The 21,631-nt window shown below is 62.7% G+C and carries 14 protein-coding genes and 1 pseudogene; 9 read left to right on the top strand and 6 right to left on the bottom strand.

Annotated features, from left to right (window positions below):
• Positions 1-139 precede the first annotated feature (139 nt).
• The 5 genes from E1J61_RS34910 to E1J61_RS34930 all read right to left on the bottom strand — a co-directional run bounded on the left by E1J61_RS34910 (position 140) and on the right by E1J61_RS34930 (position 9,177).
• Entirely contained in the window at positions 140-1,303 is a 1,164-nt protein-coding gene (locus E1J61_RS34910) for a Wadjet anti-phage system protein JetD domain-containing protein (RefSeq protein ID WP_133098376.1), read from the bottom strand.
• Positions 1,300-4,971 (bottom strand): ATP-binding protein, encoded by a 3,672-nt coding sequence (locus E1J61_RS34915; RefSeq protein WP_133098377.1) that lies wholly within the window; start codon positions 4,969-4,971, stop codon positions 1,300-1,302. Before E1J61_RS34915 ends, E1J61_RS34910 begins: the two co-directional genes overlap by 4 nt.
• Positions 4,961-5,647 (bottom strand): DUF4194 domain-containing protein, encoded by a 687-nt coding sequence (locus E1J61_RS34920; RefSeq protein ID WP_133098378.1) that lies wholly within the window; start codon positions 5,645-5,647, stop codon positions 4,961-4,963. Before E1J61_RS34920 ends, E1J61_RS34915 begins: the two co-directional genes overlap by 11 nt.
• A complete protein-coding gene (locus E1J61_RS34925; protein ID WP_133098379.1) occupies positions 5,640-7,070 on the bottom strand; it encodes a Wadjet anti-phage system protein JetA family protein in 1,431 nt (476 codons plus the stop codon). Before E1J61_RS34925 ends, E1J61_RS34920 begins: the two co-directional genes overlap by 8 nt.
• 334 nt (positions 7,071-7,404) lie before the next feature.
• The gene (locus E1J61_RS34930) at positions 7,405-9,177 is read right to left on the bottom strand and encodes a hypothetical protein (protein ID WP_240746096.1); all 1,773 of its coding nucleotides are present in this window, start codon (positions 9,175-9,177) and stop codon (positions 7,405-7,407) included.
• 506 nt (positions 9,178-9,683) lie between these two features.
• Between E1J61_RS34930 and E1J61_RS34935 the strand changes: the two genes are divergently transcribed.
• Entirely contained in the window at positions 9,684-9,911 is a 228-nt protein-coding gene (locus E1J61_RS34935; RefSeq protein ID WP_022538141.1) for a hypothetical protein, read from the top strand.
• A 378-nt stretch (positions 9,912-10,289) separates the two neighbouring features.
• Positions 10,290-11,527, top strand: a pseudogene (locus tag E1J61_RS38555) (NAD(P)/FAD-dependent oxidoreductase).
• On the opposite strand, the gene E1J61_RS34950 reads toward E1J61_RS38555, so the two are convergent.
• Positions 11,524-12,435, bottom strand: a complete 912-nt coding sequence (locus tag E1J61_RS34950; RefSeq protein ID WP_133098383.1) for a LysR substrate-binding domain-containing protein — start codon at positions 12,433-12,435, stop codon at positions 11,524-11,526. The pseudogene E1J61_RS38555 and the gene E1J61_RS34950 overlap by 4 nt on opposite strands.
• 612 nt (positions 12,436-13,047) lie before the next feature.
• Between E1J61_RS34950 and E1J61_RS34955 the strand changes: the two genes are divergently transcribed.
• From E1J61_RS34955 to E1J61_RS34985, 7 genes are all read left to right on the top strand, one after another.
• Positions 13,048-14,442: an MmgE/PrpD family protein gene (locus E1J61_RS34955; RefSeq protein WP_133098384.1), complete on the top strand. Its 1,395-nt coding sequence runs from the start codon at positions 13,048-13,050 to the stop codon at positions 14,440-14,442.
• 101 nt (positions 14,443-14,543) lie between these two features.
• On the top strand, positions 14,544-15,203 hold the full coding sequence (locus E1J61_RS34960; protein ID WP_133098385.1) for a GntR family transcriptional regulator: 660 nt from the start codon (positions 14,544-14,546) through the stop codon (positions 15,201-15,203).
• A gap of 577 nt (positions 15,204-15,780) precedes the next feature.
• Positions 15,781-17,037 (top strand): MFS transporter, encoded by a 1,257-nt coding sequence (locus E1J61_RS34965; RefSeq protein ID WP_133098386.1) that lies wholly within the window; start codon positions 15,781-15,783, stop codon positions 17,035-17,037.
• 200 nt (positions 17,038-17,237) lie between these two features.
• Entirely contained in the window at positions 17,238-18,653 is a 1,416-nt protein-coding gene (locus E1J61_RS34970; protein WP_133098387.1) for an amidase, read from the top strand.
• A gap of 21 nt (positions 18,654-18,674) precedes the next feature.
• Positions 18,675-19,871, top strand: coding sequence for a CaiB/BaiF CoA-transferase family protein (locus E1J61_RS34975; protein WP_133098388.1), 1,197 nt, complete (start codon positions 18,675-18,677; stop codon positions 19,869-19,871).
• On the top strand, positions 19,871-20,662 hold the full coding sequence (locus tag E1J61_RS34980) for an enoyl-CoA hydratase (RefSeq protein WP_133098389.1): 792 nt from the start codon (positions 19,871-19,873) through the stop codon (positions 20,660-20,662). Before E1J61_RS34975 ends, E1J61_RS34980 begins: the two co-directional genes overlap by 1 nt.
• A gap of 57 nt (positions 20,663-20,719) precedes the next feature.
• The gene (locus tag E1J61_RS34985) at positions 20,720-21,598 is read left to right on the top strand and encodes a polysaccharide deacetylase family protein (RefSeq protein WP_133098390.1); all 879 of its coding nucleotides are present in this window, start codon (positions 20,720-20,722) and stop codon (positions 21,596-21,598) included.
• Positions 21,599-21,631 lie beyond the last annotated feature (33 nt).

Genomic DNA, 21,631 nt, shown 5'->3' on the forward strand with positions numbered 1-21,631 from the left:
CTGTCGCAACCAATCATTGACAGTTTGGCTGACGACTCGATAAGCACAACGTTATCGGGCCGTATCGACGTGCGCGGCAGAGCCAGCGTTTCAAGGCAGGCTTTCACGTAGGTGTCTGGCGTGGGGATTAGTCAAGATGCTACAGACTTTCCTGGTCGACAAATCGGCCCAGCCTACGTAGCGCTGGGAGCAGCACTTCATCCGCATAACGGCAACCGGTGAGGCCAGGATCGGTCTGCCCCGACTTCCTTGCTTCATCCGGCGCGTGGGACTCCTCGGCGAGCAGGCGTGCGAGCAGCGCCTCGTAGCCAGCCTTCCACGCTTGCGCGCCTGGGAATACCACACGCAACTCCTTGAGAATAGCCATCCCAGCAAAATCCAGGTCGCCCCAGAAATGAACAGGGCGCGTGACGTCGGTCCCATGCAGCCATGCAAGAACGGTAAGCCCCAATGCCGCATTCCGCTCAAACACGCCCGGGGCAAAATAAACCGAGCTGCCACCCTGCTGGCGCAGCCGCCTCGCGCTCGCCTTGTATCCGGATGCGTATATCAGGACAAAGCCTTCGGCGGCACTCAGCCTCCCTGCCGCCATCGCTTCAAATGTTGCAGCGTTTTCCACAAACAGAATCGGGGCGGCAGGATCGGCTGTACGGGCGGCTACCAGAAGTTGTACCGGCTTGTCCGAAAAGGGGCAGACATCCGTGTCAAGCAACAGAGCAATGGCTTCCTGCTGGCCGTTGAGAATTTTAGACAAGCCCCAGAACTGCCGACTTGCCACCTCATGGAGCATGAGGCTCTCGCCCACAAGCGCCGGAATGCCCGCGAGACGCTCCAGTACCTGCTCAGGTGAACGTGGCAGGATGAGGATCGGACGAGACAGCAGCCGCTCGCACAACGCCGCGTTGCTGAAGCGCGCCGGCACAGCCTGCCGCCACTGAGCCATCCAGGCGACCAAGGCACTGGGCTGGCGCCCCGTCTCATCGCGAAGAAACGCTTCCGCTTGCGCGGCAATGACGAGCTTCGGTGACCGCTCCCAGATATCAAGATCCCGCTGGCCGCGACGCTGGTCTAGCACCAGCGCCAACCCGGGCTGCGTCTGCAGCGCTTCGAGGGCGCGCCACACGAACATACGTTCCCCGTGCAGGGCGATCGCGAAAAAGTCCGGCCACGTCCCGGCACTCAACGGGAAGCTGATATCGCGGCGCCTCTCGGCAAACGGCTTCGCCTCGATGCGGTCCACCAGTGCATTCAGCAACGCGGTGAGGGCAGCCGGCCGGCTCCCCCGAATGCCGTCGACGCTCATGTCCCCATGTCCGAGAGCAACTGCTTGCGTGCCTCCTGCAAGTCGAACTGCCATGCCGCTTCACGCCGCACAGCCTCCCGGCGTTCAGTCCAGAGGGCATGCAGCCGGTCGGCCTTCAACAGGGAGCTGTCCACCTCTGTAATTTTATCAAGTTCCCCTGCCAGACCCTCAACCTTCATCAGGGAAAAACGATGCTCGAAACTGAATAACTCGAGCAGGGGGCCTGATGCGCGGGACGGCATGGCAACCACCAGTTGCAGGCCAAGGTTCTCATTGAGATAGCGCATCACGGCAGCGGTGCGGCCCTCGTCCATCTTGTCGAAGGCTTCGTCAATCATCATGAGCTTCAGGCTCGGCGTCTTCTCGAACTGGCGAAATGCCTGGGCCAGCACCGCGGCCCGTACGAGATAGGCCGGCGTCATTAGCTCGCCTCCCGAGAACGTCGCCATTCTCGCCAAGGACGCCTCGCGTCCATCTTCCGAATACTTGCGGATGTCATACTGCCGATAGTTGCGGTAGTCCGCTATGTCCTTCAGTCGTCGCAACGCGTGGTCGCGGTTGGTGTCGAGCAATAGCAGCTTGATGTCGTCCAGCGCCACGACGCTGTCGGCAGACAGCACGCCTTCGGCCGCCGAGAACAGATCCACCGGCGTTTGCGTCTCGGCCAGCCGGTTCAGTTCCTGGAACAGGTCGAAATACTTCTTGTACTCCTTGACCATCTGCCCATATTCGATCTCGAAACGGTCTTCGCCGAATGCCAGGCGTTTGAGTTTTTCATTGAGCCGCTTGAGCGGATCGATGCCCTGCTCCACCGCGGTGCGTACGGCCAGCGCAAAATGCGTACTGAAGGTATTGTTGAAGTTCTTCTCGGCGCCGCGAAGCTCGCTGGTGTTATTGAGAATGCGCACTTGGTCGAGCCGTTCGAGCATGGCCGAGATCTGCCGCCGGGCGGCGGGCACGCCGCCATAGGCATGCCACTCGTACTCCTCCTGGGTCGACTGGCAAGGCTGAAAGTCGACCCGCTCATCGAACGAGGAAGACAATAGGTTGTGTGCCTCCAGCTTCCGCTCGAATGCCTCGCGCTCCTGGCGGTAGAGGCCGGCCTGCTGGCGCCGCCGTCCATCGAAGGACGCGGAAGTCTGCTCCCTGGCTGCATCCCGGGCGCGCTGATCCAGCCGGATGGGGTCAAAATGCGGATTGAGCCGGATCAGTTCAGCCACGCGAGCGTTGACCTGTCTCACGCCGTCCTGGCACCCAGCAAGCTTAGCCTCGGCGTCAGCGATGTTCGCCTCAAAGCCACGCGCTTGCCCCTCCGCTTCGCCCGCTAAGCGCGATGCGGTATTGGATAAGCGGTGGTGGCCGTCCAATAGCTGCTCTGCACGCGCCACGCGGCGTTCCAGCACGATAAGATCGGCGTCATCCAGGCTGGCGAGCTGCGCCGCGAGACTGCTCAATTCACGCTGCGTCTCACCCAGCTTGTCCAGCATTGGTGCGACAGGCACAAGCTTCAGGCCGAGCAGACGGGCACCCCATGCAGCCAACTCCGTGGCGCTTGCGCGATGTGCGTCCCTTTCCCGCGTCTTTTCGTCGATCTCACGGGAAAGCCTCACCACGCGCTTGCGCCGAGCCTCTGCACCGAAGGCAAGTTCGCCGTCCTCCACCCATGACGAAAACATCTTGAACCCGCCGCTGGCCATACCGTCCACGGTCAGTGCCTGTGGCGCGCCGCGCAGCGCCTGCGCATCCGCTACCTTGACATAACGCCCGTAGCTTGCAATCAGATAAGCGCGCGCAGTCTCATCAGCGATCACCAGCTCCTGCAGCACGGCATCGGGCGACAGCGCCTGATTTTCCGCCCGCCGCTTGGCCAGTTCGCCCTGTACCACGGAAGCCTCTCGCCCTTGCCTAGTCGCCGGCATCTCATGCCGCAGCGCCCGGATGGCGCTCCCCTCGTACTGCGCGTCCACCAGGATCACGAAGCGGTTGCCGCCCAAAAGCCCTTCGATGGCGTTTTGCCAACGTGAGCCCTCCCGCGGCTGGACGAGGTTGCAAAGCACCCTGGGACGGGCGCCCGGCATCTGGGCTTCGAGATATCGGACCGCGGCCTCCACATGCGCCGGCAAGTCAAAGTGGCCATCTTCCAGCCCTTGCCGACGCCGCTTCAGGTCATCGATTTCCCCTTGCAGGGCGGCCGCGCGATCTGACTCTCGCGTCTGCTCCTGTACTACTGCCCCATACAGGCCGTCGGCACCGTGCAGCTGCTGCGCAACAGGGGCCAGGGCGGCATCCAGCCTGGCAAACCGGTCGCGCCGCAGGCTCGCCGGGTCGATCTGCGCGCCTGTCAGCATCGCCGCCAGTTCACGCGCGGCGGCGTGGCCGTCGGCGGCATCGATCGCCGCGGCCTCGACAACCAGCCGTTCTACATGGGCTGCGTAGGCGCAGGCCGGCCCTGCAGGCAGTTTAGCCAGGGCAGCCAGTTCGTCCAGCACGCCGCGCAAGCCCGTCAGGGCGGCCAGGACGTCCAGCGCGATTCGGGATCGATCATCGGTGGCGGCGGCCATCTCGCGGCTGAGCCGCTCACGATCCTGCGCCACCGGATTGCCATTGAGCCGCCCCTTGGCAGTGCCGTGCAACTCCGTGGCGCGCTTTAGCGCCTGTGCATGCCGGTCGGCAAGCGCCTGCTGCTTTTCGACATCGGCCAAGGCGCGGCGCCGGCAGGCCTCCAGTCTTTGGATTTCCTCCTCGACATCCTGCTGCCGGCGCAGCGCTTCGCCCAGTTCGGCCTCCATGGCCTCTTCGAACGCAGCAAGGAACGCATCCGCGTGTGCCTTCAGCACGCCCAGCCGCTCCCGGCATGCCAGTAATTCGGTGGCGATCTTGCGCAGACGCTGCACGTTTTGCATGAGCGAAGCGATATGCCCGATCTGATCGGAGAAATCAGGCTCGGCCAGCACTTGCTCCCGAATCAGCTCGTCCACCGAGCCGACGGTCTTGCGGGCAATGGACTGGACGAAAGCACGTGCCGCTGCTTCGGCCTCACGCGGCCCGACCAGCGTCTTGCCGCCACCGCGAAACTCGGCATAGAGCTTGCACAGATAGTCTTCGATGCTGTTCTCGAACGGCAGGACGCGCGGATAGCGCTGGCGCAGCCGATGGTAGATATCCTCGACCTTTACCGCCGTAATCGAATTGCCCTTGCGCGACTCGATGAAATCCGCCTCCATCGCGCGGCTGCCGGGCAGCACAAAGTAGAGCTTGCGCGCCACGTCGACGCTTCGACCTTGTTCGCGCGTACCGGACACGGCGGCTTCCACGGCCACCACGGCGGTGAATGGCTCGGCGGACTCCCCGTCATCGGGCGCAAAGACTGCGACGACATAGGTATGTGACCCATACGGCCGGACGCAGAGATTGTCGCGCATGCCTACCGCATACGACGCCAGCGTCCGCCTCACCTTGCCGCCGGCGCGCGAGGCGCCGCTCTCGTCCTGCGCGGAGTTGAAAACGTTGATGTGCTGCTTGCCTCCGGTCATGACCAGCTGGATCGCGTCCTGGAAAGAGGACTTCCCAACGCCGGTCGAACCCGACAGCAAGGTGGTGTGACCAAAGGGGTATTCCCGGGACACCACGAAACCCCAGTTGACCAGGATGAGCTTCTCAAGCTTCATCGTCAGGCTCCGGCGACGTGACGGCCGACACGGGCGTCCGTGTTTCGACCAGCAGGGCATCGATGGCGGAATCCGTCACGAACTGCAGGATCGTTCCACGAATGGCCACCAGAGCGTCGGCATCTTCCACCTCGGAATCGGCCCGGTAGTCGATCAGGCGGGCACGCTTCAGGTCGGCGAAGAGCTTCTCCCGTGCAGTCTTGGCCGGCAGTGAGCGGCGCGCCTGCGCGGTCAGCGTGGCATTCAGGTATTCCACGGTGACGAGCGCCTCGTTGCGCTCGTTGATCGAGCCTTGCCGCAGGCTTTCGTTGTACAGCAAGCGCAGCACCAGGCAGCATGCCACGAAATCGGCGGAGAGCTTCGCCCGCACGGCGTCCACCGCGATAGCATCGTCCTCGGCGGGCAGTCCAGGCACGCGCGCCCCCGGCGGGTAAAGCCGAAAATAACTCTGATGCCGCTCGTGCAGCAGCCGGAACCCGCCCACGTCGAAGTACGCATTGAGCAGGCCCTCGATACGCACAGCGTCGTCGTAGAGCTGACGCTCGATGGCGCTGTCCTCCCGATGCAGGATGGACAGCCCGAACAGGCGGCCGAGAATCTGCCGGAACGCCTCCGGCCTGACGCCCGCCGCCTTCAGTTCCGCTTCCACCAGTTGGCCAATCGTAATTTCATCCATGGCCGATGTGTCGCCTCCTGATTGCATAGTCGGTGCCCGACATGATGGCATTGTCCAGCGGCTCGGCGTCTAGCCGCTCCACGTCCAGTCCCTCATGGTCCCGTGCCGCCTCGACGGCCCGCAACAACGACAACGCCTGGATGGCATCGTCGACCGGCAACTCGGACAGGCGCAGCGCACCCGTGCCACGCATGGAACCGAGCAGGTAATCCACGACGTCGTGATGCGACAGGGAGAAGGCCCGCTCTTCCGCTTGCCGTACGAACTGACGCAAACGCTCTTCCTGCGTGATCTCCGGAACAATGCTCACGGCCTGTGCCCGGTTACGCTCGCCGGCCTTTCTCGGCTGTACCGCGGCGGGATCGTATAGTGCCACGCTTACCGGTGCGAGCGCGGCCCCCTGCCGCTCCAGCCACGCGCCCTGCTCCCGCTCTGGCATCTCCCCCAGCCGGCGGATCAGGGCGGACAATGCCGCCCCGCTGCCCGATGCCCCCATGAACAGGCTCTGCGACAACAAGACCACATGGCGGCGGACATAGCTTTCCATGGCCCGGAACAATTCCGGCTGCTTCGTCCGACAGGCCGCAGTCACCATCTCGTCGATCCGATCAAGCATCCATCTCAAGATAGCCCCGTCCGGCGCGGACTGCGCGGCCCACGCCGCGTGGTTGGCCAGGTCATCGTCAATGGCCTGCATCTCGGCCGCGCTCAACTCGTTAAGACGTTCGATCAGTGCCCCGATGTCCAGCCGGTGGCGCTCGGCATTGTCATAGACCAGCCGGGGCGAGAACTCATCACGAAAACGTCGCTCTACGAACTCAATGAACCCATCCCAATTTCCCTGCACATGCGCATCGAGCAATATCTTGCGGGCCAGGTCATAGAAGAGTTCGATGTCCTCGGAGAGGTCGGCGATGACCCGATCAGCATACTCGTAGGCGTCGAGCAGGTCTTCCACGTCGCGGCGCTCGATGAAGGCGCTCAGTGCATTCTTGCAGGAGCGCATGTTGCGCTGACGGGTCCGTTCGCGTGGGCGGTCGGCCAGCGTCAGCGCCTGAGCGAAGATCTTGCCGGCGCGGGTGAAGCGATAGGCGGTAACCAGTCTGACGCGATCCTCGGCGGTTTCGAGCCAGCCATCCGCGACGAGAAGGCGCACGATGGCGCTTGCCAGCTTCTGGTCGTCGGCAAGGTCACCGGCGGTGAATCCATCTTCGCCATCTTCCCCGGCAGGGTCGGCCGGCAGCGTGGCAGACTGCATGGTCTGAACAAACAGGTCACGCAAGTCCTCGCGCCCGAGGATGGAACGGTAGTCGGCATGGGAACCATAAAGCCGCGCATAGAATGCGCGGATGCAAGCCGCGATCAGCCGGCGCCTCTTCAGCGTCAGCGGACGAAAGAACTGCGGATAAGCCGAATCCACCATGGCGGCTGATGTCCCCTCTCAATACTCTGTCGTTGCACCTGCGTACCACCGACGCAGCGACCAAACGCGTACGATACCACCCCCTCGCTGCGCTGCCATGCGCGACCCGCTTCAGGGATTCACCATTACCGTCTGCTACCGGCGCGCCCCCGGTTGCGCCTTGTTGTTGTGCCTGCCGAGCACCGCATTATGTTAAATATAAGTCATGCAGGTGTGCCCGCGGTCGATAGTCGGTGACCCGGTATGTTCCGGGGAATGACGAAACTTGAACTATTCCATTAGCCCTCACCGCCGGCGGCCACCCCTGGCATGGCACAGCCGACCTGTGCAAACCTCAGGCCATCATCCCATAGCCCAACGCGCGAATATGTGTCCGAAATTTCTCTTCATCCTCGAGCCGCACGACCACATGCCTATCACCGGCGCGCAGGCACAGACGGGCGGTCTCCTTGCGAGTGGCCAGCATGGCTGCCATTTGCGCGTCATGGCAATCAATCAGCAGCGTGGTCCCCGCGACTTTCAGCGCCTTGCCCTGCTTGCCGGTGCTCTTGATGAAGGATTCCACCGTATCTGGCAGCGGCTGGTCGTCCCGGGCCTGCAGGAATTCGCGAAGTTCAGCGATGTCATGCCCCCTCTCGACCGCTACGATGGCCTTCTGAAGGTCAAGCCGCCAGAGCATGTCCACCTCTTCTGTCGCCCACATGTCCAGAACCAGGGATTCTTCCGCCGAAAGACCGTCCCCGATGACCTTGATCTGCATGCCGGGCATGATAGACAGCCTAACGCTGGACCGAACCGGCGCCGGCGTGTAATGGGCGCTGGCGCCAAGGCAATAGGCGCCCAACGAGGTCACGCGAAAATAGGCCAGCCCATCGTAGCGGCTGAGGAACTGGAGTTCATCCGTTCCCCACATGTCGCGAAAATTAGGCCGAGCCCCCGCCGGTTCGGTGTATGCGACGTCGATGATGCCAAGTGGCGCCGCATACTCGAGCAGGAAGCAGAGTATGTAGCGCAACTGCAGGATGTCCCAGTCATGGTAGCCACTGTGTCCCAGGCTGCCGTAATCCGGCTCGCAGATGTAAAGACTCCAAGGGTCGCGGGCCACGTCGAAAGTACGCCCGGTTGCCACCATGAAGCGGGAAAACGCGTCGATGCTGACCCACTCGCCGGGCGGGCAACGCTGCAGCAATTCGGTGATCGCCGCGCGGCGCGGCGCCACGGCAGCCATCGCACCGCCCTTGGCCTTTTGCCCCTTGATGACATCGATGCGGCTGAATTCATCCAGCAGCGTCGCCTTCAGCCATTTTCGCCAGATTGTGCCAAGCACGTCAGCCGTGGGCGCCGTCAGGGCTTTCAGTCCTGCCTTGCTCAGCGCCAGCTTGCTGCCGTTGCATTGTACAAGTCCGGCTGCCTGAAGCAGTATCGGCCAAGAGAATGCCTTGATCGGACCAATCTCCTGATCGGTGGGATTCGGCGCGTGGTAGGCGTAGTAGTCGCTACCGGACAGTTGCCCGCACAACAAACGCAGCGTCGCCGTGCCCGGCAGCGATGTCTTCTCGCTGACCTGAATCTTTCCCTGATCCACCAGGCGCAGCAGCACCGGTAGATCCGCCAGGGCATCGCGCTCGCACAGCCGCACCGTCAACGGGCTTTCACCGTGCATGTCGGGAAGCGTAGCGGTCGTGTCCAGCCGGACAGGCTCGGGCGCCGGCACGAATGCCATGAGCCGCTCCTTCAGATCGGCAGGCACGCAGCGCCATCCGTTCTGATAGTACAGAAACAGGCACAACGCCGTGGGCGGCCCAGAGTGTTGGTGTCGGCGCTGCTCGTCGCGGACAAAAAAGTTCGGCAAACGCCCATACTTCGCTCGGAACCGCATGGCGTTAAAGCAGCCATCCTCGGCATACGTGGCCTCTGCCACCGCCAGACGTTGGGTCTCGTCCAGGCCTTCCCACAGCGCGCACAGCCTGTCGCCGGCAAGGTTCCGCAGGACCTCTTCAACCAGCACACCCTTCTTTCCGATGCGTGACGCCTCCGGAAGCCAGCGCATCAGCGATTTCAGATCGTCTACGGTCAAATTGTTCAGCGCTTCAGGGAGGGAACTCATGAGCATACGTAATGATGGAAATTTTTCAGGCCGTGTCCGGCCTCGGGGCAAAGGCGGCCAGGGACCAGCAAACGTGATGATAGTCCGGACAGTCAGGAGTCGAGCGTCTGCAGCGGATATTTGCTCGCATTCATCCCAATTCGCACCGCCGCATCCAGGTCCACGCTCGGCGCTCGCCACGAGCTGTGTCAGGTGGATGTGATATCTGCCAGCCCTGCTCCCGAAAGATAAAGATGCGGCCCTGACCTCGCAACACCCGGGCCCTATCCTCCTGCTCTCGCCCCGGAAAACTACACGTTCTGCCCCGCATTGACCGCCCGCCGCAGCCAGACAGATCTCGCCTTGTCCGTCCCAACTCAGCCCCCTCGGCGTTGCGGTAGCAGACTGCAGGAGGTGTTGGCGGCGAATCGACGCAGCCCGCCGGTCCGCCATCTGGGCCTGAATTCAGCGGATCGCTCCGACCACCTCGTCGGCTAAACTGGCGCACGAAGCCACATGGAGCCACGATGGACCCAGATGACGTGATACGAGATTTCGAGCGCCTCGCCTTGGATGACGCGACGGAATTGGAGGTCGACGACGCAATTGCCGGCTTGGCGGTGCTGTTGGCCGATCCAGCGATCGCGGGGAAAGAGCGGGCCTTGTTGATCCAAGTGGGCGCGACACTCTACCGGTTAGGCCTGAACGAAAGGGTGGTGGCGGCATTCAAGAAGCGAGGCGACACAGCTCAGTGACCGTGCCCCCCGCCCCGCCGCCGCCGTGATGTCCCCGGAGTTGGAGGACAGTGGTGGAATGCGGGAGCACCGGAACCCGCATTCCAGACAGTTCGGCCGCTGCGGGACCCGGTCATTGGCCAGCTTGGACGCATTGTCCGCAGCGCAACGCGGCACATCTCCATCGTGCCGTTCCAGGGAGGCCCGGCGATGGTGACCAACTTGGTCGGCAATCAAATCGGTTCGGCCGTCGATGGGCTCGGCGTGTTTGTAGAGCAGCATCGATTGGATACGAGCCCCTGGCCGGTTCGACACCGGCGGAGGTCACTCAGCAACAGAAGCGGTTGGTGGTCGTTTCCCTCGCAGTCTCAGTCGCCTTTGAAGCCCACGGATTGGACGATGGGAGCCCAGTATTCCCTTGCAGCCTGCGCGCCGCAGCCACAGCCCGGTACAGAGACCGATGAGGATTACAAGAGGACCGCTGGGATTATCGGCTCCCGAACGCCTCGTGAATTCGAATGCCATCTACGATACGCTCGCCCCCGGGGGCGGTGCGTCATTCGGCAATGCCGGGTTAAGCGAACAGGGATACGAGCCGCGCCATGGCTGTTTGCATGGCTGCGCGCCAGCAACCATGTTCTGAATTCGACTTTTGACATCCGGCATGGCCAGGACCCATCCACCGCACCTGGCAAACGCGTGATTCAGGCGTCACGCGCACTACGTGCTCTGCACGCGCCGGCCTTAGAGGCCTATCGCGAGTTACTAGGTAAGAACGGCTGTGACGAACTGATCAGGCCCGGCGGGCAACTGCATCTGTGGTCTGCCAGCAAGGGCCGATCTCGGGCCGACCGGCTTGTGGATGAATTGCGCCGGCAGCAGGACGTTAAGTACGAAAGTCTGAGCGAGGCACGGCTCCGGGAGATGATGCCGAGCCTGGCTGGCCACGTGCGCGGCGGCATATGCTTCCCCAAGCACGCGCACACCGTAGATCCGCAGCGCCTGACTGGCGCGCTGGCCGCCCAGTTCGAGCGCGAGGGGGGCGCATCCTGCAGCGGCGTATTGTGAAGCTGCAAGCGGATGGCACCGGATTCCGGCTGTGGAGTAATCTTGGTGACGACCGTGCGGAGCGCGTGGTCGTGGCCGCCGGCGCCTTTTCCGGAGAGCTGTTGCGACCGCTCGGTATCCGCCTGCCTCTCGAAGCGGAGCGCGGCTACCATGTGCAACTCCCCGATCCCGGCGTCACGGTTCCCTGTCCCTTCATTTACAAGGACAAGGCCGTTGCTGTGACCCCGATGGACGGCGGCCTGCGTTTTGCAGGCACCGTAGAAATCGCAGGCCTGAGGTATCCGCCCGACGAAAGGCGGGCGGATGCGATCCTTGCTACTGCTCGGAGTCTATTCCCAGGCATTGCTACCAGCGGCGCCAGCACATGGTTTGGGCTTCGTCCCTCTACGCCAGACAGCGTGCCAATCATCGACGAGGCACCCAATCACCCGGGACTTTACATTGCGAGCGGTCACGGTCATACCGGATTGACAGGAGCGCCAATGACCGGGCGGCTAATCACACACCTCATTTCCGGCGGCCCCGCCCCATTAGACCCTGCCCCCTATGGACTGGCGCGCTTCCGCTAGAAGTCCTTGGCCGCCATCTCTGCCATGATGTCGCGCGCCAGCGTGACCAGCGGCTGGGGATCGAAATCCGCTGTTTTGGATTTTGGCCAGTATGCCCGGTACGTCAACCGGCGCGACGCCGCGAACCGCCTCACGCTCAGGCGAGCGGGATCATAGATTTGTGCCGGCAGACAATCAAACAGGGTAAATCCAATCCCTCCCGCCACCATGCCGCAGGCCGCGATGGCAGCCGGGCATTCCGCCACCGACACCGGAGTAGCCCCGCAGTCTCCAAACGCGGCCCCCACCAGTTCCTCGATACCCTCGATACTCGATAGGGAAATCATCGGCTCGCCGAGCAATTGCTCCGGGGTAACTTCATCCTGTCGTGCAAGCGGGTGGCCGGGCGGCAGGTAGCACAGTAGCGGGAGTTCGGCGATCACCGCGCTCTCCACGCCAGGCACCGGCGGCACCTCAAGTGCGAAGCCAATGTCGGCCTTTCGGGAACTAATCAAGGCGGCGACATGATGCGCGTCCCTAGAATGGACTGACAGGAATACATCCGCGCAGCGCTGCATATAGGCGGCTGCCAGCGTCGGGAATACGGCGGCAGCAAAGGCAGGGGTGCAGGCAACCGACAGATGCCTTAGCTGGTTGCGTTGAATGCGTTCACAGCAGGCGTTAATGGAGTCCAGTCCGATAAAGGAACGCTCGATTTCCTCGAACAACTGATCTGCGCTCGGCGTCGGTAGCAAACGTCCGCCACGCCTTTCAAAAAGCACAAAACCAAGGCGCTCTTCGGCGTCCCGCAAGATGTTGCTGATCGCTGGCTGCGTGAGATGCAGTCGCGCCGCTGCCCCTGTCACCGAGCCCGTCAGCACGATCGCGTGGACCGTCTCGATATGGCGAAATCCTAGTTTCCGTTTCATGGAGGGAATTCTGCCCTTTTATACTCATTTGAACCATAAGAAAGCCCAAGCCCCGGCAGTTTGGGTACCGGAGGCGGCTGAAAAGCTGTTCGCGGGCCGGCCCTACCGCGAAGCTATGGAGGCTTGCCAAATATGAGCGTAGCCCCCTGTACTTGCCAATGGGCCAACTTCCTGGCAGCGCTACCCGACTTGGACAACTCCGTTCTATGCCGCGCATTGACCCCCCGCCGCAGCCAGTCGTGCATGCCGCCCTGCCGGTCCCAACTCTGCCCCGTAGCGTTCCGGTAGCACACCGGCGCTGGCGCGGGTGCCGGAGGGGGCTGCGGATCGAGGCACCCTGCTGCTGTCAGCTCCTCCATGCGCAGCCCAAGTCGGCCATCGCCGCTTGGATCCAGCGGATCGCCGCCGCCCGCTCAGTTTTTTCGCTCTCATCGTGGGGTTTCAGCCTACGACCACGGAAACGCGTGTCGGCTCCTCTGGGATTGCCGATTAATTTGTGTCTTATTATTCACTTCCGTTAAAAATATTTATGAATAATGAAAGTATTTTTATACTACACTACTTGTAGCATCAGAGCGGCTGAGAGCGGACGGTCATCTAGGAGACTGGACTATGGAGCGAGGCAGGGCGAGGAAAAGCACAAGCGCAATCGACGCGTTGATCGAGCATGTCTTCTCCGTCGGGTATGAGGACTTGCCAGCCGAAGCCGTGGCCGCCGCGAAGACTTTCATTCTGGATAGTGTTGCCGTTGGCATTTCCGGCGCGCGCCACCCATGCAACGCGATGGTCAAGGGCGTGGCGTTGGGATGGGGAGGGGAGCGGCATGCCCGCGTGCTGGGGACGGGCGAGTGGCTGCCCGCACCATCGGCGGTGATGGTCAATGCCTACCAGGTCCACAACCAGGAGTTCGATTGCGTGCACGACCGTGCCGTCGTGCATACGCTGGCGAGTATCCTGCCGGCCTTGCTCGCGCTTGCCGAACGCAAAGGGGGCGCAACGGGGCGAGATTTGATTGCTGCGTTGGCCGTAGGTGTTGATGTCGCCGCCTTCGTTGGCATGGCGCAAGGTGCACCCATGCGATTCTTCCGGCCGGCCATGTGCGGGGCACTTGGTGCCACCGCCGCACTAGGCAAGCTGGCCGGGCTCGATCGGACAACGCTGCACAATGCGCTGGGCATCATGTACAGCCATCTGTCCGGCACCATGCAGGCGCATATCGAGGGCACCCCCACTGTGGCTCTGCAAGTTGGGCTGAATGCCCGAGCTGCCATGACGGCATTCGAACTGGCCGCCGCAGGCTTTGTCGGTCCAAAGGACATATTGGAAGGTCCATATGGCTACTTTGCCTTGTTTGACGGGCAAGCAAACTGGCACGCGGAAAGCCGGAACCTGGGCGAAGTCTTCCAGATTGCGCGCATGAGTCACAAGCCGTTCCCGACAGGGCGAGCCTGTCACGGCGGCATCGAGGGCGTGCTGTTGCTGAGGGAGGAGCAAGGCTTTGGCGCCAGGGATGTCGAGCGCGTCCACGTGCGTGTACCTCCGCTGGTGCAGCGTCTCGTTGGCCGGCCCGCGCTTGCCGGCATGAACGTTGGCTATGCCAAGCTCTGTCTGCCCTACACCGTTGCCGCCGCGCTCCAGACCGGTGCGGTAAGCCTAATCGATTTCGATCCCCCGGCCCTGGAGAGCCCAGACCGCGTTGCGCTCGCGCAGCGTGTAGAGGTCCTGGTCGATGACTACGCCGGCGAGAATGCCCTCAGCCCACAATCGGTAGAGGTCATGCTGACGGACCGCCGCACCTTGTCGATCGCTCTTCCCACCCTGCTCGGTCATCCCGACAGACCATTTTCGCTAGCCGGCCAGGTTGCCAAGTTTCACGCCTGCCTTGACTCCGCGCCGGTGCAATTCGCACCCGGCCGGCGCGATGACCTCTTAGATACGTTGACGAACCTAGAAGGTCTGGCGGATGTTCGAAGCCTAGTCGATCTGGCGATCGGCGAGCTGCGTTGATGGACTTCGATAAGTCCTTTGTGCACCTCGGCAGAGGGCTTTGATATATTTTGCCGACTGAAGAGTATTTTCCAGACGATAGCACGAGTGAGGACAACGACTTGAAGGTTGCGGAACGCATAAGGCAAGCCATTGAAGATAGCATCCGTACGGGTGCACAGCTGCCGGGTACTCCGATTGATGAGGCGGAGCTGATGCGCCGATACAAGGTCTCGCGCACTCCGCTGCGAGAAGCCATGCTGCAACTGCAGGCGCAAGGGCTACTGACCAGTCATCCGCGGGGCGGCATGTCCGTGACAAAGATGAGCCTGCAGCAACTGCTGGCGCTGTGGGAATTGCTTGCCGAAATGGAAGGATTGTGCGCGCGCCTTGCATGCGAGCGCATGACCGAGAAGGAGCGCCAGGAACTCATGGCCGTGCACGAGGCCGCCACCGAGGTGGTGCACGGTAACGATCGCGAAGGCTGGCGCCAGGCCAACCTGGCCTTTCATGAAATCCTCTATGCGGGATCCCGCAACCCATTCCTGCGCGAGGAAATTCTGCGCATACGCGCTCGCACCGGCGCCTATCGACAGCATGCTTTTGCCGCCGTGGGCCAACTGCCTGCCTCATGGGCCCAGCACGGCGACATCGTCAGCGCGGTATGCGCACGGGATGCCGCTGCCGCCTACGCTGCTATGGTTAGGCACCTTAGTCCTGGTCTCGGCATGCAAGGCTTCGCTTCGTTTGTGGCGGCACTTCCGCAGGAGTTGCTAGCCTAGCGCGCACCGCCCCGACATCTAGCGCCCCATCTCACAAAAGACCAGTCCTTGCGGCTGGTCTTTTTCGTTCATTGCCGACTACAACTGGCCTCTCTCCCACGAGCGGGAGGCATGGTTGACGCATTCTCGGTGCCAGGGTCTCCAGTGCGCGGCTGCAGCCCCGCACAATCAACTGGCCATTCGGCGCAGGCACCTCGGCATTGCCCCTTGCTCGCGGTGGCCAATCTTTGCCCGTGCATCGCGAGCATTAACTTGCACTTCCCTTCGACTCCGCCAACCGTTCGCCCGGCTCTCCGAGGTCACCCTAAGGGCTGATCATACCCGCCCGCTACGTGCCTAATCAGCCACTGTGGTGGTCTGCCTTGCTCCACGTCGAGCGGCCTAGGCCGGAACCTGATTGCAAATTGTTTTCTTATGATCTATAAATATATTTATGAGGCAGTAGATTGTAATGATGATGTTTGGATCTTCATGCTGCCTGGCACGCGGTTGATTAAAAAACAACTTTGGAGACAACATGACTTCGGCAGCTTTCCCGCATCCCGCTCCTCCGGTAGCCGTCCATCCGGAAATATCCATGGAAGCCACATACCGGAAGATCGCTCTGCGGTTGATTCCCTTTCTGGCCCTTCTGTTCTTGCTCGCGTGGCTGGACAGGGTCAATGTCGGCTTTGCCAAGCTGCAGATGCTGGACGACTTGAGGTTCAGCGAGGCGGTCTACGGCTTGGGCGCCGGCATCTTCTTCCTGGGCTACTTCCTGTTCGAAGTGCCCAGTAACTTGTTGCTGGAGCGCATCGGCGCCAGGCGTACGCTGGCTCGCATTGCCATTCTGTGGGGCCTCGCTTCGATGGCAATGGTCTATGTCCAGACGCCAACACAGTTCTATGCGCTGCGCTTCTTCCTTGGCGCCTTCGAGGCTGGCTTCTTCCCCGGTGTCATCCTCTACCTGACCTACTGGTTCCCAGCCGCGCGGCGCGCTTCGATCAACGGCCTGTTCATGACCTCGTTCGCCCTCGCGGGCGTGATCGGCGGGCCGCTGGCAGGGTTGATCATGAGCGGCATGGAGGGCGTCGGAAAGTTCGCAAGCTGGCAGTGGCTCTTTCTCATTGAGGGAGCTCCCTCTGTGCTGGCGGGCATTGCCACGCTGTTCTACCTGCCGGAAAAGCCCGTGAATGCAAAATGGCTGACGCCGGCGGAGCAGAACGCAGTAACCGCAGCGTTGGAAGCCGAAAACCGCGACGGACACAAGCATACGTCGCTGAAGGCCGCGTTCACGAATGCGAGGGTCTGGCTATGCGCGGCGATCTACTTCTGCATCGTCAGCGGCAATGCCACCATTGCCTTCTGGTCGCCGTCGGTCATCAAGGAACTCGGCATTGCGGACAAGCTGCATATCGGCCTGCTTTCATCGCTGCCCTTTATCGTCGGCACGGTTGCAATGGTCTGGAGCGGCATGCACTCGGACAAGACCGGCGAGCGCCGAATGCACTGCGCATTGGCTACCCTCACTGCGGGCGTTGGTCTGTCTCTGACCGGAATGCTGCTGGGCAATGCCATTGCCGCGCTGTGCGCGCTGTCACTGGCCGCGATCGGCATCCTCGCCGCGTTTCCGGTGTTTTGGTCGCTGCCCGCGGCGTTCCTCGCCGGAACGGCGGCTGCGGGCGGCATTGCACTGGTTAACTCGATCGGCAATCTCGCCGGTTTCGTGGCGCCATACCTGATCGGCACACTCAAAGCGTCCACAGGGTCTTTGGCGTCCGGCCTTTACTTTGTTGCAGCGCTGGAGGTAGTCGCCACACTGCTGGTACTGACCTTTGTGCGCGGAGGCAAGTAAATGGCTGCCCCAACGTTGAGCGAGCCGCACGGCGCCGCAGTGGCCGCCCTCCTGGCCTTGCAGTGTGTACAGGCATCCGGCGCGGAGCTAGCCATGACAGGCAAGACGTTGAAGCGGCTGGCCGACACCTTTCCCGTCACGCCGACGCCTGCCCAAGCAGGTGGCAAGGCCGCGCCAACCGTACCAACGAAGGAGGCAGCATGACCGGCCTTCCAGCCACGATCGGTGGCCTGCGACGCGCGATGGCGCGCGCGGCGATCAGCGTCGACGAAGCGCTGGCGACGCAAGCGGCCGCAATGCGCGCCTACGGGGTGCAATATCGCTGCGTTGCCACATTGCACGACCTGTCGGCACCGGCGAATCTTCGTGGCAAATCGCGCAAACGCGTCGCAGATCCATCCGACCCGGATCAGTTTCTCGCCGGCGTCGGGCTCGCCCACAAAGACATTTTTTACCGGGAAAGCGTTGCGCCAGGCTGCGGCCGGCCCGTGCCGGTCATTGCGCCAGAGGTCCCCAAATCAGGCTCGGCGCCGGTCCTGATGCGGCTGGAAGCCGCTGGCGCCGCCGACCTTGCGGCGTTGCAGATGGCCGAGTTCGCTTGCGGGGCCACCGGCGAGAACGCATGGGCTGAAACACCGGTCAATCCCTTGGGGACAGGCATTGCAGTGGGCGGATCATCCAGCGGCTCAGCGGTCGCGGTAGCCGCAGGGCTGTGCTATGCGTCGCTCGGCACCGATACCGCCGGGTCGGTGCGCATTCCCGCTGCCACGTGCGGCGTGCTGGGACTCAAGCCGACACAAGGCCTGCTGCCGACCACGGGCGTGTTCCCGCTCGCCCCTTCGCTAGATACGGTCGGCATTCTGGCGCGCTCGGCCGCCGACATCGCGGGCACCCTAGCCGGGGTCGCAAGCCGGCAGTGCCCCGCCCTACGCGCGGCCGCTGGCGAGCCCGGCGGCATCGAAGCGTTTCTCCTGTCGCGCCCGACGGCTCGCATCCGGCACGGCCTGGAAGAAGTGCCGTTGCGCGACGATGTGCATGCGGTGATTGATACTTTCCTTGCGCGGTTGCCAGGCATCCAGCCAGCTGCCTTGCCGGGACTGAGCGACATGCATCGGTGCGCCGAAGTCGTCTTGCATACCGAAGCTGCGCAAGTCCATGCAGCGCGCTTGCGCAGCGACGAGGTACTGGGGCGCTTTGTGCGCGCCGTCGCCTTGCCGGGCATGGCGCTGCCCGCCGTCTGGTACCGCGAGGCGATCCGCCGCCGCGCCCGCTACCTGGCGCAGGTCATGGCAACGGGCTTCGGAGATGCCGACATCCTGCTGCTGCCAGCACTCCCCCAAGGCGTGCCGGATTGGGCCGAGGTGCACTCCGGCTCTGCGGCGTTTGACGGCCGGGCACTGACTGCACTCTATGCCTTGATGCCCTTCATCAACTATCTGGGTTTGCCGGCACTTGTGTTTCCGCTTGGCAGCGACCAGCAAGGGCGGCCAGTGTCGGTACAGGCAGTTGGGCGCCCCGGCGCCGAGATCACCCTGCTTGCATTCGCCTATCGCGTGGAACGCGAGCGCTTTGGCAACGAAGGCGTTCCTGTCGCTGCAGAACCCCTCAAGCCTTAATCCTGACCAAAAGGAGACACCATGCCAAGAATCATGGCCTCACACGCCCTGTCCCGCTTCCGCGTACTCGACCTTTCGCGTGTGCGCGCCGGTCCCACCTGTGTGCGGATGCTGGCCGATTTTGGTGCCGACGTAATCCGGGTGGAGCCGCCACCCGGAGTCGACCCTAACGAAGCCATGTTTGCCGCCGACCGCCTGGGCGGCGACTTCCAGAACCTTAATCGCAACAAGCGCTCACTGACGCTCAACCTGAAAAAGCCGGAGGGGTTGGCGGTCTTCAAGCGGCTGGTGAAGGACGCCGACGTGGTGGTCGAGAACTGGCGTCCGGATGTGAAGCAGCGGCTCGGTCTCGATTATGAATCCCTGAGTGCGATCAACCCTCGCATTATCCTGGCCAGCATCTCCGGCTTCGGGCAGAGCGGACCCTACGCATGGCGGCCTGGCTTTGACCAGATTGTGCAGGGCATGGGCGGACTGATGTCCGTGACTGGCTTCCCCGAACAGGGGCCGGTACGCGCCGGGCTGGCGGTAGCCGATTCTAGCGCGGGCCTGTATGCGGCGCTCGGCATCTTTATCGCGCTGCTAGAGCGGGAAGTCTCTGGCAAAGGCCAGTGGGTCCATACCTCGCTTATTCACACCATGGTCGCCATGATGGATTTCCAGGCAGCGCGATACCTCAACGAGGGCGACGTACCGCAGCAAGCCGGCAATGACCATCCCACCAGTTCCCCCATGGGCCTGTTCGAGGCGGCTGACGGCCGGTTCAATCTTGGTGCATCGGGCGAAGGCAACTGGCGGCGCTTTTGCGTCGCCGTAGGGCAAGAGGCTTGGCTGGACGATCCGGAATTTGCCAACGAGAAGCTACGCGTCAAAAATCGCACCAGGCTCAATGCACAGATCCAGGCGCTGTTCCGCAGTCAGCCGGTTGCCCACTGGGTCGAAATCCTGAACCGGGCGGGCGTGCCAGCCGGCCCGGTGTACTCGGTGCCCGAGATGTTCGACGATCCCCAGGTACGCCACCTAGGCGTAGTCAAGGCGGTAGGCGGTGCGCAACAGGCGCTGCGCCATGTGCTGACCCAACCGGTGCGGCTGGAGCGCACCGCGGGCGAGGTCGTCGCGCCGGCGCCCGGCTGGGGCGAGCACACTGAGGAGATTCTTGGCGAGATTGGCTATTCCGGCGAGCAAGTCCGCGCCCTGCGCGAACAGGAGGTGGTCTGATGAGCAGCGGAGCGGTTCGGCTGGACCTTCTGGATACAGTTGCCTATCTCACTATCGCGAACGAGGCCAGGCTGAACGCGATGTCCATGGAGATGTGGAAGGCGCTTGCCGCGCACGTTGAGGCGCTGGATGCCAGGGACGATATTCGCGCGGTCGTGCTGCGGGGCGAGGGGCGCCGCGCCTTTGTGTCGGGCGCGGACATCTCCGAGTTCACCGCCTTGCGATCCGGCGCAGATGCCGTGCGCGCCTATGACGCATTGGTCGAGCGGGCACAGGCGGCGCTCGAGCAGTGTCGGCATCCGGTGATCGCGGCCATCCAGGGTTTTTGCCTGGGCGGTGGCATCGGGCTCGCCTTGTCCTGCGACCTACGCTACGCCGCTCGAGGAAGCCGCTTTCGCATGCCGGCAGCGCGGCTTGGCCTAGGCTACGGCTTTCGCGGCATGCACCGCGCCGTCGCGTTGCTAGGGAGTGCCAACGCCACGGAGATGTTCTTCACCGCCCGCGACTATGACGGTACCGAGGCCGCGCGGATTGGTCTGGTGCACGAGTGCTTCAATGACGAGGATTTCGAGCGTGCAATCGAAACACTGGTCGCACGCGTGGCGTCGAACGCGCCGCTGACCTTGCGCGCCGCAAAGCTGGCAATTCGGCAGGCCACGGCGTTACAGCCTTCCTCTGAAGTACTTGCCGAAATGGCCCACAGCGTGCAAACCTGCTTTGCCAGCCGCGACTATGCGGAGGGACAGCGCGCCTTTGCCGCAAAGCGGTCGCCGGTATTCCACGGGGCCTGATCCGGGTGCGGGCTGCGCCCGCATCTTCACAGAATCTGATGAGAGAATGAGCCAACCATGGCGAACCCTAGAATCCCATACCTGATGGCGAGCGAACGGCCACAGTTGGTGCCGCCCTCGGCGGGTAGCATCCTCGTGCACCTTGTCGTCAATGTGGAGCACTGGCGCTTCGAGCAGCCCATGCCCAGGACCATCATCACTCCGCCGCACGGCGTGGCGACGCTGCCGGATGTTCCGAATTTCAGCTGGGTGGACTATGGCATGCGGTGCGGACTGCCGCGTTTGATCGAGGCCATCCAATGCCGGGGCATCGCAGCATCCACCAGCTTCAATGCCAGCGTGATCGAGGCCTATCCCGGCGCAGCGCAGGCCATGCTGGAAGCAGGCTGGGAATTCATCGGTCATGGCGTCCACCAGAAAAGCATTCAACAGTCAGCCGACGAGAGCGCCCTTATCCACGAGGCATTGGACCGCATTGAAGCATTCACCGGCACGCGGCCGCGAGGCTGGCTGAGCCCCGGACTACGCGAAAGCGAACACATGCCGGAGTTGCTGCGCGAGGCTGGGGTGGACCATGTATTCGACTGGGTGGTCGATGATCTGCCGAACTGGATGCGTACCCGTCACGGACCTTTGCTCTCCGTACCCTATAACCTGGAACTGAACGACTCCATCATCTACGCCATCGAAAAGCACACTTCGAGCGAATTCCTGCATCGCTTGCAACGTACGTTAGCCGTATTTAAGCGCGAGTCAACGCGGCAGCCGCGCGTGTTGGCCCTCGGACTGCATCCGCACCTGATGGGGGTGCCCCATCGCTTTTCCTACTTTGAGGAGATGCTGGAGCTGCTTATGGGCACGCCCGGCGTTTGCTTCATGACTGGCAGCCAGATCGCTGACTGGTATGCGGGGCAGATGCCCCCACCTGCAGCCTGAGTACTTAACGGTATGGCACATCAAGCAGCTAGC

It is taken from the genome of Cupriavidus sp. L7L (assembly GCF_004353535.1).
GTDB lineage: Bacteria > Pseudomonadota > Gammaproteobacteria > Burkholderiales > Burkholderiaceae > Cupriavidus > Cupriavidus oxalaticus_A.

Excerpts from the sequence above, each read along its gene's own strand:
- E1J61_RS34915 (WP_133098377.1), bottom strand. The coding sequence starts at position 4,971 with ATGAAGCTTGAGAAGCTCATCCTGGTCAACTGGGGTTTCGTGGTGTCC.
- E1J61_RS34930 (WP_240746096.1), bottom strand. The coding sequence starts at position 9,177 with ATGAGTTCCCTCCCTGAAGCGCTGAACAATTTGACCGTAGACGATCTG.
- E1J61_RS34920 (WP_133098378.1), bottom strand. The coding sequence starts at position 5,647 with ATGGATGAAATTACGATTGGCCAACTGGTGGAAGCGGAACTGAAGGCG.
- E1J61_RS34935 (WP_022538141.1), top strand. The coding sequence starts at position 9,684 with ATGGACCCAGATGACGTGATACGAGATTTCGAGCGCCTCGCCTTGGAT.
- E1J61_RS34970 (WP_133098387.1), top strand. The coding sequence starts at position 17,238 with ATGACCGGCCTTCCAGCCACGATCGGTGGCCTGCGACGCGCGATGGCG.
- E1J61_RS34965 (WP_133098386.1), top strand. The coding sequence starts at position 15,781 with ATGGAAGCCACATACCGGAAGATCGCTCTGCGGTTGATTCCCTTTCTG.
- E1J61_RS34950 (WP_133098383.1), bottom strand. The coding sequence starts at position 12,435 with ATGAAACGGAAACTAGGATTTCGCCATATCGAGACGGTCCACGCGATC.
- E1J61_RS34925 (WP_133098379.1), bottom strand. The coding sequence starts at position 7,070 with ATGGTGGATTCGGCTTATCCGCAGTTCTTTCGTCCGCTGACGCTGAAG.
- E1J61_RS34975 (WP_133098388.1), top strand. The coding sequence starts at position 18,675 with ATGCCAAGAATCATGGCCTCACACGCCCTGTCCCGCTTCCGCGTACTC.
- E1J61_RS34910 (WP_133098376.1), bottom strand. The coding sequence starts at position 1,303 with ATGAGCGTCGACGGCATTCGGGGGAGCCGGCCGGCTGCCCTCACCGCG.
- E1J61_RS34980 (WP_133098389.1), top strand. The coding sequence starts at position 19,871 with ATGAGCAGCGGAGCGGTTCGGCTGGACCTTCTGGATACAGTTGCCTAT.
- E1J61_RS34955 (WP_133098384.1), top strand. The coding sequence starts at position 13,048 with ATGGAGCGAGGCAGGGCGAGGAAAAGCACAAGCGCAATCGACGCGTTG.
- E1J61_RS34985 (WP_133098390.1), top strand. The coding sequence starts at position 20,720 with ATGGCGAACCCTAGAATCCCATACCTGATGGCGAGCGAACGGCCACAG.